The organism is Nonomuraea sp. NPDC050153, from assembly GCF_044460125.1.
Taxonomy (GTDB): domain Bacteria; phylum Actinomycetota; class Actinomycetes; order Streptosporangiales; family Streptosporangiaceae; genus Nonomuraea.
Genome location: NZ_JBITJQ010000023.1, coordinates 21,499 through 33,913, shown reverse-complemented (window position 1 = coordinate 33,913; position 12,415 = coordinate 21,499). Strand labels below are relative to the sequence as shown.

At 71.1% G+C, this 12,415-nt stretch carries 9 protein-coding genes; 5 read left to right on the top strand and 4 right to left on the bottom strand.

Going from position 1 to position 12,415, the window contains the following annotated elements:
• Positions 1-66: 66 nt before the first annotated feature.
• Positions 67-705, bottom strand: a complete 639-nt coding sequence (locus ACIBQ1_RS40250; RefSeq protein WP_397285364.1) for a TetR/AcrR family transcriptional regulator — start codon at positions 703-705, stop codon at positions 67-69.
• An 83-nt stretch (positions 706-788) separates the two neighbouring features.
• Between ACIBQ1_RS40250 and ACIBQ1_RS40245 the strand changes: the two genes are divergently transcribed.
• A complete protein-coding gene (locus tag ACIBQ1_RS40245; RefSeq protein WP_397285362.1) occupies positions 789-1,469 on the top strand; it encodes a GAP family protein in 681 nt (226 codons plus the stop codon).
• 79 nt (positions 1,470-1,548) lie between these two features.
• Here ACIBQ1_RS40245 and ACIBQ1_RS40240 read toward each other — a convergent pair whose 3' ends face one another.
• Entirely contained in the window at positions 1,549-2,520 is a 972-nt protein-coding gene (locus tag ACIBQ1_RS40240; RefSeq protein ID WP_397285359.1) for a TolB family protein, read from the bottom strand.
• A 251-nt stretch (positions 2,521-2,771) separates the two neighbouring features.
• On the opposite strand from ACIBQ1_RS40240, the gene pip reads away from it, so the two are divergent.
• From pip to ACIBQ1_RS40220, 4 genes are all read left to right on the top strand, one after another.
• Entirely contained in the window at positions 2,772-3,722 is a 951-nt protein-coding gene (pip, locus tag ACIBQ1_RS40235) for a prolyl aminopeptidase (protein ID WP_397285655.1), read from the top strand.
• Positions 3,723-3,970: 248 nt separating this feature from the next.
• Positions 3,971-5,377, top strand: coding sequence for an APC family permease (locus tag ACIBQ1_RS40230; RefSeq protein ID WP_397285357.1), 1,407 nt, complete (start codon positions 3,971-3,973; stop codon positions 5,375-5,377).
• Between the two features lie 210 nt (positions 5,378-5,587).
• The gene (locus ACIBQ1_RS40225; protein ID WP_397285355.1) at positions 5,588-5,896 is read left to right on the top strand and encodes a hypothetical protein; all 309 of its coding nucleotides are present in this window, start codon (positions 5,588-5,590) and stop codon (positions 5,894-5,896) included.
• Between the two features lie 171 nt (positions 5,897-6,067).
• A complete protein-coding gene (locus tag ACIBQ1_RS40220) occupies positions 6,068-8,614 on the top strand; it encodes a caspase family protein (RefSeq protein ID WP_397285353.1) in 2,547 nt (848 codons plus the stop codon).
• A 39-nt stretch (positions 8,615-8,653) separates the two neighbouring features.
• Here ACIBQ1_RS40220 and ACIBQ1_RS40215 read toward each other — a convergent pair whose 3' ends face one another.
• Positions 8,654-9,331: a M15 family metallopeptidase gene (locus ACIBQ1_RS40215; protein WP_397285351.1), complete on the bottom strand. Its 678-nt coding sequence runs from the start codon at positions 9,329-9,331 to the stop codon at positions 8,654-8,656.
• Positions 9,332-9,406: 75 nt separating this feature from the next.
• Entirely contained in the window at positions 9,407-12,412 is a 3,006-nt protein-coding gene (locus ACIBQ1_RS40210) for a BTAD domain-containing putative transcriptional regulator (protein WP_397285349.1), read from the bottom strand.
• Between the last annotated feature and the right edge of the window lie 3 nt (positions 12,413-12,415).

Here is a 12,415-nt window from a genome sequence, read left to right as displayed (position 1 = left end):
GAGACACCCGCCGGTCATTCGGATATCTCCGCGCGGGATGCCCGGCTCTGCGCTTTCCGCTCACGATCAGCGCTCCGGCCGTGCGCGCGGTACGGCTTCCAGCAGCGAACGCAGCAGTTGCGCGGCGGTGCCGGCGGACACCTCGCCGGGCGTGTTCATGAGCTGGGAGGCGAGTCCGTCCACGAACGTGTGCAGGATCGCCGCCCAGAGCTCGACCCGGGCATCAGGGTGCGGGAGCGCGGCCTGGCCCGGTTCGCGGGCCGGCTCGTGTCCGCGGAGGGCGGCGATGCATTGACGGTGCAGCGCCCGCTGGTCGTTCCACGTCGCGGAGCCGCCTTCCGAAGGGTGCTGCCGTTCCCACTCCACGATCGCCGACCACAGCGCGTACTCCTCGCGCCGCTCGGCGTCCAGCGGCAGCATCTCCTCCACGATCGTGGCGATCTGCTCGACCACCGAGCCGTGCGCGCGTGGCCGCTGAACGCGGGGCAGAACCCGTCCGCGGAGGGTGTCGGTGGTGGCCCGTACGACGTAGGCCTGCAATTCGTACTGGTTGCCGAAGTAATGCCGCAGGGACCCGGTGGACCAGCCGGCTTCGGCGGCCACCCCGCGGACGGTCACGCCGGGCAGGCCCTCGCGCAGGATCACCCGGATGGCGGCCTCGGCGAGCTCGGCCCGTCGCCGGTCATGATCAACGAGTCGTGGCACATCCGCATGCTAACACGCATGTGCTATTTTAATTGACACGGGCGTGCTATTACGGATCGCCGGCTCCCGGAGGGAGAACGGAATTGTCGATCGAGACGATCGGGGCGGTGCTCGGCCTGGCCCTCCTCGACACGCTGAGCCCCACCGTGATCGGGATGACCCTCTATCTGCTGCTGTCCAGGCCGCACCGCGTGGGCGCGCTGCTGGGCGTGTACCTCGGCTCGGTCGCGATCGCGTACTTCGCCCTGGGCGTCCTGCTCATGCTCGGCCTGGGCGCGGTCGTGTCACGCGTTGACGACACCGTGTGGGCCTGGGGCCAGGGCGTCCTCGGCGCAGCGCTCATCGTGGGGAGCTACGTCATCCCCGACCAGAACCCCGAACGCGCATCCCCCCGGGCCCAACCCTTCACCGTGCGCTCGATGCTGCTGTCAGGGATGGGGACCTGGCTGTTCGAGTTCGCCACCGCCGCGCCGTACTTCGGCGCGATCGGCATCATGACCTCGGCCGGCCTGCCCGCCGCCCAATGGTCGCCGCTCCTCGGTGTCTACGTGACCATCATGGTCATCCCAGGCCTCCTGCTCCTCCTCGCCTGGGCCGCCCTGGGTGAACGAATGCAGGAACGGTTCGAACGGTGGCAGAACAGGCTCTCCTCCGGATCCCGCGCGACACTGCGCTGGATCGTCGGGATAGCAGGACTCGTGATCCTCTTTTCGGCAGCAGACACGCTGTTCCCGGAAGTATCTATCGTCACTCCGTGGGGGTAACGCATCCGCCGGCTCTCCCCTGGAACGGCACAGTCGCCGCAGCCCAGCGGTTGCTGGGCCGAAGCACCGCCGCATCGAGTCAGCGATTGGGTGTGTAGACCAGGTCCACCCGCTCCCGGCCGGCCTTCGCGGAGAACGTCGCCAGCACCCGCGTGATGCCCCCGTTCAGATCCGTCACCACCGCTCGGGCGTCATCGTTCTCGTCGCGCACCACCGTGGCCAGGTGCTGGTCGTCCCACCACCCGATCGTCCACGCCCTCGACTCGTCGTTGACCCGCTTGGCCAGCTTGCCCGACGTGAAGTCCCACACGCAGAAGTTCGACGCCTCCACCGACAGGCACAGCGTGAGGAAACGCTTGCCCGAGGGCGAGAATGCGTCCGCCCCGTGCATGATGCCGACCTTGCGCAGCGTGCGATGCGTACGTCCGTCCTGCCGGATCACCCGGACGTTCCACTCCTGGTCCCAGGCGTTGGCGGCCAGGTACCGGCCGTCCGGAGTCCACTGGAAGGCCGCGTGCTGGTCGATGCCACGGACGGTGACGGCCTTCGAGGTGCCACTGGCGGGGTCGACGATCACGAAGCCAACGGTGGTGATCCCGTCCTTCCGGATGCTGAGGACGAGCTTGCGGCCGTCTCGCGTCCACGCGGGGTAGGCGGTGCTGAGCGGCTTGCGTACCGTACGGATGCGCTTCGCCTTGCCCTTGTCGTCGAAGACGACGACGGAGTCGAACGCCCCGGGCGAGGAGTAGGGCACGCCCGCGACCTTCCCGCCTTTCGGCGCGGGCACCAGTTGGTCGTACCCCTTCTTCTTCCTGAAGGAGATGCCGTCAGCGGAACGGAGGTAGGCGGCGCGGTGCGACGGTGACACCTCTTTGCTCAAGGCGGTCACCCGCCACGGGTCGCCGTCTCGTTCGTGCAGCACGACGCCGGCCTCGGGCACGTTCACGTCGCGGTCGTCGAGCGGCCGGGCGGCCGCGGGCGCGGCACTGACGGTGGCCAGGAGCAGGGCCGCCGACAGCGTGCCGGGTAAGAGCAGTAAGTGGATCATCATGGCAGCATAGAGAGTGATGGGGATCCGGGAGAACGAGCCGATCAACGCCTGCGAAGACGCGGTGCGCCCGGCCCGCTCCGCCCCGGACATCGCCCGCCGGGCAGGGAGCGAGCAGGAGTCCCGGCGGTGCGCAGGCTTTCATGCTCCGCAGGGCCTGGCACGGGTGTGGTGGGCTCCGCCGTGACCTCGCTTGTCCATTCGAGGCCGTGCGCGATCGTCCGGTCTGCGGTGGTCTACTTGATCACATGGCACTGAAGGAGTTCTATCCGCCGATCGAGCCGTACGACTCCGGCCTGCTCGATGTCGGAGACGGCAACGAGATCTACTGGGAGACCTGCGGAAACCCGGCCGGCAAGCCGGCGGTCTTCCTGCACGGCGGGCCCGGCGGCGGCGTCCTGCCGGCCTTCCGCCGGTTCTTCGACCCGGCCGCGTACCGGATCGTGCTGTTCGACCAGCGCAACTGCAGTGCCAGCCGGCCGAGCGCCGCCGACCCGGATGTGTCGCTGCGGCACAACACCACCTCACACCTGGTCGCCGACATGGAGCGGCTCCGCGAGCACCTGTCCGTCGACCGCTGGCTGGTCTTCGGCGGGAGCTGGGGCAGCACCCTCGCCCTCTCGTACGCCCAGGCCCACCCCGATCACGTCACCGAGCTCGTGCTACGCGGCATATACCTCGTCCGGCCCTCCGACGAGGACTGGACGTTCACCTCCACCGGCGCGGCCCGCCTCTTTCCCGCCGAGTGGGCCGCGTTCCGCGACGCGATCCCGGCGGACGAGCGATACGACCTGGTCACCGCGTACGGCCGCCGCATCGGCGACGCCGACCCTGCCGTCCACCTCCCGGCGGCCCGCGCCTGGATGGACTGGGAGTTCTCGGCCAACACGCTGCTGCCCGCCGATCCACCGCCACTCGGCGACGACGCCATCCTCCTTTTCGCCCGCATCACCCACCACTACATCAGCAACGGCGGCTTCCTCCCCGAAGAGGGCCTCCTGGCGGGCGTCGACCGCATCCGGCACATCCCCACCGTGATCGTCAACGGCCGCTACGACATGAAGACCCCGCCCGACCAGGCATGGGATCTGCACCAGGCCTGGCCCGAGGCCGAATTCCACCTCGTCGAGGACGCGGGCCACGGCGGCGCCGAACCCGGCACCCGGCACCGCCTGATCGACGCCACCGACCGCTTCCGCGCGTAGGCGGCGCGTTCCTCGGCGCGTTCCTCGGCGCGTGTGGGACTGCCGCCGAAGGGGAGCTCTGAACACGCGTGTCCTGGACGGCAGAAGGGCCGAAGCCAGTGCCGGCGGCCGTCATTCGGAAAGGGCGCGCCGCCGGCCCCCGATTTCGGGCGTCCGAATACCGCCGCGCAGCGGTGACCTCGGCCCCCGGCATGGGATGTATCGGCTTCGCCCGTTTCCCTGCGTCTCACAGTGAGAAGGACTATCGCATGTCCCAAACGAGACCCCCCAGTCCAACTGAGGAGACCAGCGGCGGCGGCGAGCCGAGTCTGAAGCAGGTGATGGGCCCGGGCCTGTTGCTGCTGTTCATCATCGGCGACATTCTCGGCACCGGGATCTACGCGCTGACCGGCCAGATCGCCGGCGAGGTGGGCGGCGCCGCCTGGTTGCCGTTCGCCATCGCCTTCGCAGTCGCGTTGATCACGGCGTGCTCGTACCTGGAGCTGGTGACCAAATACCCACAGGCCGCCGGAGCCGCGCTCTACGTGCACAAGGCGTTCGGCAAACACCTCCTGACCTTCCTGGTGTGCTTCGCGGTGATGTGCTCCGGCATCACCTCGGCCTCGGCGGCGTCCCGGGCCTTCGCCGCCAACCTCGCCACCGGCTTCGGCCTGGAGGTCGGCAACGGCGTCATCCTGCTGATCGCGCTGGCGTTCATGCTCCTGGTGCTGGCCGTCAACCTGCGCGGCGTGGGCGAGAGCGTCAAGATCAACGTAGTGCTCACCGCGGTCGAGCTCTCGGGCCTGCTGATCGTCATCCTGATCAGCCTGTACTTCATCGTCGGCGGGAACGCCGACTTCTCCCGCGTCGTCACCTTCGAGACCGCCTCCGACAAGAGCGTGTTCCTGGCGGTCAGCACGGCGACGTCGCTGGCCTTCTTCGCCATGGTCGGGTTCGAGGACTCGGTCAACATGGCGGAGGAGACCAAGAATCCGGCCCGGATCTTCCCTCGCATGATGTTCACCGGGCTCGGGATCACCGGGTTGATCTACGTGCTCGTGTCCATCTGCGCCGTCGCCGTCGTCCCCGTCGGGCAACTCTCCGACAGCGAGACCCCGCTCGCGACGGTGGTGCAGACCGCGGCCCCCGGCTTCCCGATCGCCGATCTGCTGCCGTTCATCTCGATGTTCGCCGTGGCGAACTCCGCGTTGATCAACATGCTGATGGCCAGCCGGCTGCTGTACGGCATGGGCAAGCAGGGCGTGCTGCCGCCCTTCCTGGCCAAGGTGCACCCGAGGCGGCGCACGCCGCAGGCGGCGATCGTGTTCACCACCCTGATCGCGCTCGGGCTGATCACGTACGTCTCGCTGAGCCCCGACAGCCCGGTCGTGTCGCTGCTGGGCGGGACGACATCGCTGCTCCTGCTGGCGGTCTTCTCGCTGGTCAACGTGTCCGTTCTGGTCCTGCGCAGGGAAAGGGCGGAGACCGAGCACTTCCGCGCCGGACGCGTCCTGCCCGTGGTGGGCACGATCACGTGCCTGTACCTCGTCCTGCCGTGGTCCTCGGGGCGCCCCTCCGGCCAGTACGAGATCGCCGGCGTGCTGCTCGCGCTCGGGCTGATCCTCTGGGTGGTCACCTGGTTCACCCACAAGAAGGAGAACGCGGAGACCCGCTGACCGGGCCACTCGGCGGCCGTCCGGGGTCACCCGACGGCCGCCGGGACAGTGTGCGGTAGCTGACCTCGGACGAACTTGTGGCACCTCGCCCGGAATGGCCCAATGCCGTGGGCCAGGAAACATCGATGTACCCGTGGCGACCGTTCCATTCCGTAGCTGACCCACTACAGAATGCGATATGCCCTGGTCAGCTCTCCGGAAGGACATCCGATGCGACGCGTTCCCGCCCTCCTAGCCATGGCCGCCTCCGGCGTGCTCGTGCTCACCTGCGCCGGTCCGGCCTCCGCCGCGCCAGGGGTCGTGCGCCTGTACGCACCTGACGGCCAGGTGGCGACGGTCGTCGACCCAGAGCCCAACGACTGCCATCGGGGCTTCGGCGAGGACACCGCCCTGGTGAACCGGACCGAGGGCACGATCCTGGTCTTCCCGGACTTCAACTGCCGGACCAGGATCTTCGACCCGGTCAGCCCCGGCGAGACCAGATACGGCAACATCGGCAGCTTCCAGGCGCTGGACTGAGCCGGCTCCCGAAAACGTCGCGTCGATCAGCGCACCATGCCTCGCGCCGCTTGATCCGGTCACCGACGCGGGCGACCTCAAAGACTTCGGAGCGTTACCGGCGAACACTCCTGCCAAGCGTTCGCTTCGGCCTAAAATTCGTTCGACGCTCTCTTCTTTGGGGTGGCCCTCGTGAGTGAGACGACCCAGCTGCGAGTGCGGGTGATCGACGCCGCCGCAGACCCGCAGGAGCTTGACGAGACCACGGCGCGGCTGCGCGCCGAGCTGCTCGATCTGGACGTGGTGGCGAGCGCGGCAGAAGCGGGCGAGGTGCCGGAGGGCACCCGGGCGGTGCTGTCGTTCACGCTGGGCGGCCTGGTGATCGCGCTGGCCGGCACCGAGCTGCTCGGCGCGATCGTGAACGCCGTCACCGCCTGGCTCACCCGCAACCAGCACCGGTCGGTCAAGCTCGACATCGAGGGCGACGTGCTGGAGCTGACCGGCATCCGCTCCGCCGAGCAGCGCGAGCTCGTCGAGGTGTGGTTACGCCGCCGGCAGGGCGAGCCGTCGCCGCAGGCGGGCAGGCGCATGGCGCTGATCGTGGCCGGCGACGAGTACCGCGACCCCGGCCTGCGCCGGTTGCGCGCGCCCGCGCTCGACGCCGAGGCGCTGGCCAGGGTGCTGGGTGACGAGGGGATCGGCGGGTTCGACGTCCGTACGATGCTCAACGAGTCCACCTCCGTGGTCAACGAGGCGGTGGAGGAGTTCTTCGCCGACCGGCACCCCGATGACCTGCTCCTGCTGCACTTCTCCGGCCACGGGGTCAAGGACGACAGCGGCGAGCTCTACTTCGCCACCCCGAGCACCAAGCTCAACCGGCTCGGCGCCACCGCCGTAGCCGCCGAGTTCGTCAACCGCCGGATGAACCGCAGCCGGTGCCGCCGCATCGTGCTCCTGCTCGACTGCTGCTACGCGGGCGCGTTCGCACGCGGCGCGATGCCGCGGGCAGGCTCGGACCTGCACGTCGAGGAGCAGTTCGGTGGGCGCGGGCGGGTCGTCATCACCGCCTCCAACGCTTTGGAGTACGCCTTCGACGGCCCCGATCTCGCCGACGCCAGGGACACCTCGCCGTCGGTGTTCACCAGCGCGCTGGTCGAGGGGCTGGAGACGGGCGAGGCCGACCGCGACCAGGACGGCTACGTGGGCATCCACGAGCTGTACGACTTCGTCTACGACAGGGTCCGGACCGTCACGCCCAACCAGACGCCGGGCAAGTGGACGTTCGACGTCCAGGGTGACCTCGTCATCGCGCGGCGCAGCCGACCGGTGGAGCGGCCCGCTCCGCTCCCGCCCGAGCTGCAGGAGGCGATCGACCACCCCATCGCCACGATCAGGGCCGGGACGGTCGACGAGCTCGTACGGCTACGGCGCAGCAGGCACGCCGGCCTCGCCCTGGCTGCCCGGCTGGCCCTGGAGGGGCTGGCCGACGACGACAGCCGGATGGTCTCGGCCGCGGCCACCCGCGCGCTCGCCGCCGCCGACGCCCCGGCCGCCGACCCCACCCCGGCCGCCGCCACCCCGCCGCTCGCTCCACCACCACCCGCCATCCCGCGGCCCGGCCCACCACCACCCGACACCGCCCAAGCGGCCGCCCCGCCACCGGCCGCCGTCCCTCTAACCACTCCCTCTCCTGCCGCCGCCCCCGCCAGGGCACGCTCCGAGCAGCCCGCCGACGCCCAGCCCGTCCCGGACACCCAGCCCGTCCCGGACACCCAGCGCACCCCGGACGCCCCGGCAGCGGACGCGTCGCCCAAGGCCCCCGACGTCGCGCCCCCGGCGCCCTTACGCGCGGCCTCCCCCATGACGCCGTCCCCTGTCCGAGCTCGGACGGTGCGCGTCCTGGCACTCCTGTCGGCCGTGGTTCTCACGTTCGCCGCCCCGCACGGTCCCTTCCTCTTTGTCGGCTCCAATGCAGTCCAAGCCGACTACATGATCTGGCTGTGGGCGCTGATCGCCGCGACGCTGGCGCTCGGCCTGCTGCCGGACGGCCGCGGCCGGCAGGCGACGCTCGGCGCGGCGGCCGGTCTGGCCGCACTCCACCTGGGCGTGCCCGTGTCCCTCATGGATCGGATGAGCGGGACAGCGGAGCTGATCATGAGCGCGGCGACGTGCGCGCTGGTCCTGCTGACCGTGCTCATGGAAGTGGCCCTGGCCGCGGAGGGCCGGTGGCGGGCCGTCTGGGCCGGCGCGACCGCGCTCACGCTCGTGGTGATCTTCGTGGACGTCCGCTTCGCGGGCGACCTCGACGAGGACCCCGGCGAGAACATCCCCTGGATCGTGGTCTTCTCGCTCGCCGCGGTCCTGACCGTCGCGCTCGTCACCCGGGCGATCCGGCTGATCAGAGCGGGCCGGGCGCGGGCGCCGATCGCGCTGAACACAGCCGCCGCGCTCCTGGTCGCCGCCGCCGTCTACAGCATCTACGCCATCGGCGAGTCGCAGCTCTACGACAAGATCCCCATCTCCATGCCCGTCCTGCTGGTGCTGCTCCTGGTGACCGCCCAGGCCGTGCGGGACCGGCCGGAGCTCCTGGCCGCCGCGCAGTTCGCGATCATCGCGGGGCTCCTGCACGCCCTCACGATGCCGCCGTCCCCGGCGGCGTTCGTCGTGCTGCTGTTCGCCGGGGCGGCCTGCGCGGTCGCGGGCTTCATGGCGCGTGCGGACGAAAGCGGAAATGAGTAGGGGGCAGTGCGACGCCGAGGACGGGAGGGGGACGCCGCTTCAGGGCTCTCCCCCGGACGGCAGGGTGTCCGCGGCCACCGGTCCGTAGCGGGCGTAGGGCGCGCCCACGACGAACGCCCAGTAGCGATCCCCGTACGACCAGTGCCACCACTCCGTGGGATAGTTCACGAACCCCGTCGCCGTCATGGCGGCGATCAGGATCCGCCGGTTGTTCCTCGCCTCCGCCGAGATTCCCGGCGCGTCCGTGTAGCACTCCTCGCCGTACTCCGGGGGCGTGGCGTTGACCTCCGTGCCCATCGGCAGCTCGGCCCCGTCCACGGTGCACAGCGTGACGTCCACCGCTCCCCCGGCCACGTGCGGCGCGACCTCGGGCGGTGAGACGTACTTGCCCGCCTCGACGCGCACCCGCTCCGGCGACCACCAGGGATGCCGGTGCCACATCCTGGCCATGGAGTCGGCGAAATAGCGTTCCTGCAGCGCGTAAGGGCGGTAGCCCTCCACGAGGAGCAGCCGGAGCCCCCGGGGCAGCTGGGTCTGCGCGGCCGTCAGCCGATCGGCGACGCCGAGCCGGACGGACGCGTACGCGCCCGCCGGGTCGGCCAGCCGCGGGTCCACCCGGATGACCTTCTCCTCGCGCAGGTCGATGAGAGGTTCCTCGCACTCCTTCACCGGCATCGCGGCGATTCGCGGGTCGGACAGAAGCACGTGCTGCGCCATTGGGATCTCCCGCTGGGAATCGAAAGCCTTCGACGCAGGATCTACCCCGGCGCTCCAAATCTGCTGTAATCCGCTCTACAGCGACAGCTCGTCGTACTCCCGGGAGCCGTGCAGCCGGAAGATCTCCATGGCCTCGGCGCGGGTTCGCTCGGCGGCGGCGACGTCGCCGAGCGCCTCGTGCACCTGGGCCAGGTCGCGCAGCGAGCGGGCGCGGAACAACGCGGTACGCAGGTGTTCCCAGATCCGCAGCGACTCCTCCAGGCACTCCTTGGCCTGGTACAGCCGCCCCTCGGCCAGGTGCAACTCACCCTGCGTGCGCAGCGTGCCGGCCTCGCCGAAGGCGTCGTGCAGCGTGCGCAGCACCGCCAGCGTCTCCTCCAGCGGTTTCCTGGCCTCGTCGAACCTGCCCTGCCGCAGCAGCGCCTTGGCCAGCGCGCGCACGCAGTAAGCCGCCATCATCCGGTCGTCGGAGGCCTGGAAGATGGCCAGCGCGCGCCTGGCCAGCTCCTCGGCCTGGCCAAGCTCTCCCCTGGCGCGGTGGTAGAGCGACATGCTGCGCAGCGTCAGGCCCTGGCCGCGCCTCGAACCCGCCGCCGTGAACAGCGACAGCGCCTCGTCCAGATCGGCCCACGCGCCGGGATAGTCCCCGGTCTCCAGGCGAACGGTGCCGGCCAGCCGCCTGATGTGACCGAGCGCGGAAGCGTCGTCCAGGCCGCCCACCAGCTCGCGCGCCCGGTCGAGGAAGTGCAGCGCCTCAGGCAGGTAGCCCTGCTCCCGGCAGGCGGCGCCGATCGCCGCGAGGGTCGCGCCCTCGCCGCGGACGTCCTTGGCCGCGCGGAACATCGACAGCGCCTGGCTGAGGTACGCGCGCGACTCGGCGTACAGGTCCAGCTCGTAGTGCAGTTGCCCGAGCCCGGCCAGCAGGATGGCCTCACCGCGGGCGTTGTCCATGCGGCGAGCGGCCTGCAGGGCCACCTCGTGTGTCCTGCGCCAACTCGCGAACGGGTCGTCGAAGACGTACTGGTGCCCGCCGAAAGCCGTCCGAGACAGCGCGGCGGTCAGCTCGACGGCGAGCTCGTCGAGGTTCATCGCGGCGGCGAGCTCCACGCCGGCGATCAACGCGTCCTGCTCGCCACGGAACCAGGCATGCGGATCGGCCACCACCGACCGCGCCACCCCGTCGTCGATCGGGCGAGCCAGCCGGTACGAGGCAGGCACCGAGATCAGGTACGGCGGCGCCATCTCGTTGATCCGCTCGACCAGCCAGATCCATCCGCCCAGAACCCTGGCGACGGCGGCGTTGCGGGTCGTCGCGTCGTCCTCGGCCAGGGCGCGTTCCCTGGCGAACAGGCTGATGAGGTCGTGCAGCCGGTAGCGGAGCTGCCCGATCGGGTCCACGCCCTCGACGTCCACGAGCGAGACGTCAACCAGGTGCTCCAGGACGCGTTCCGCCTCGTCCAGGTCCGTCTCCATGGCGGCGGCGGCCACCCAGGCGGGGAACGACGGCAGGCCCAGCAGTCCGAGGCGGCGCAGCGCCGTCCGCGCCTCGGGCGGCAGCAGCGCGTAGCTCAGGCTGATGCCGGCCCGCACCTGCTGATCCCCGACGGTCAGCTCGTCCAGCCTGCGCCGCTCGTCGGCCAGCCGGTCGAGCAGCCGCGTGAGCGGCCACTGGCGGCGCGAGGCCAGCCGGGCGCCGGCGATGCGGATGGCCAGCGGGAGCCGGCCGCACAACTTGACGATGCCGGCGGCGGCGTCGTGCTCGGCCGCCACCCGGCTCTCACCTGCGATCCGTGCGAACAGGTCGATCGCCGTGCCGGACGGCAGCACGCCGAGCTCGACGAACGTGGCCCCGGCCAGGCCCACGAGCCGGTTGCGCGAGGTGACCAGGACCGCACAGCCGGGGGCGCCGGGTAACAGCGGCCGGACCTGCGCCTCCGCCGCGGCGTCCTCGATGACGACCAGCTTGCGCCGGCCGGCCAGCAGCGTGCGGTAGCGTCCGGTCCGTTCCTCCAGCGTGGCGGGCAGCTGCGCCGTGGCGGGATCGAGCTCCCTCAGCAGCCGGCCCAGGACCTCCTCGGGCCCGGCCGGGGCGTCGCTCGTGCCGCGCAGCTCGACGTGCAGCTGGCCGTCGGGAAAGTGCTCGGCGACCTCGTGGGCCACGCGGAGGGCGAGAGCCGACTTGCCCATGCCGCCGGCGCCGGAGATCACGCAGATGGGCATCGCCTCCGGCAGGGTCAGCGTCGCCAGCAGCGTCGCGATCTCCTCCTGCCTGCCGACGAAGTCGGCAGGCGGCGGAGGCAGCTGCCGCGGCCTGCCGCCGCGGGCGGGGGGCCGCAGGGCGGGGTCGGAGCGCAGGATCGCCTCGTGCGCCTGCCGCAGCTCGGGCCCCGGCTCGATGCCGAGCTCGTCGACCAGCACCCGCCTGCCCTCGCGGTACACGGCCAGCGCGTCCGCCTGCCGGTCCGCCCGGTAGAGGGCCACCATCAGGTCGCGGCGCAGGCGTTCGCGGGCGGGATGCAGGGCCACCAGCTCGGCCAGCTCGTCGAGGAGCCGCTCGCCCTGGCCCAGCGCCAGCTCGGCGGCGACCCGCTCCTCGATGACGGTGACCCTGAGCTCGTCCAGCCGCATGGCCTCGGCCCGCAGGAAGGAGTCGCTGATCCCGCCGAGCGCCGGTCCCCGCCAGAGCGCCAGGGCGTCGCGGAAGCTCTGGTGCGCCTCCTCGTGCCGGCCCTCCCGTACGGCGTGGCGCCCCTCGGCCACGAGCCGTTCGAAGACCCGCAGGTCCAGCGTGCCGTCGGGCACCTCGGCGAGATAGCCGACGCGGTGCGAGACGATCACGTCCGTCACGCCCGCGCCCTCCAGCGACCGGCGCAGCGACGCGACGTAGGTCTGCAGCACGGCCCGCGCGGTGGCGGGCGGGTCGTCCTCGCCCCAGACCGCCTCCATGAGCCGTTCGACCGGCACGATCTTGCCGTGGTCGAGCAGCAGGGCGGCGAGCAGCGCGCGGGGCTTGGCACCGCCCAGCTTCACCTGACGTCCCCCGTTCCACGCTTCGACAGGGCCGAGCAGGCGGAACTCCACACA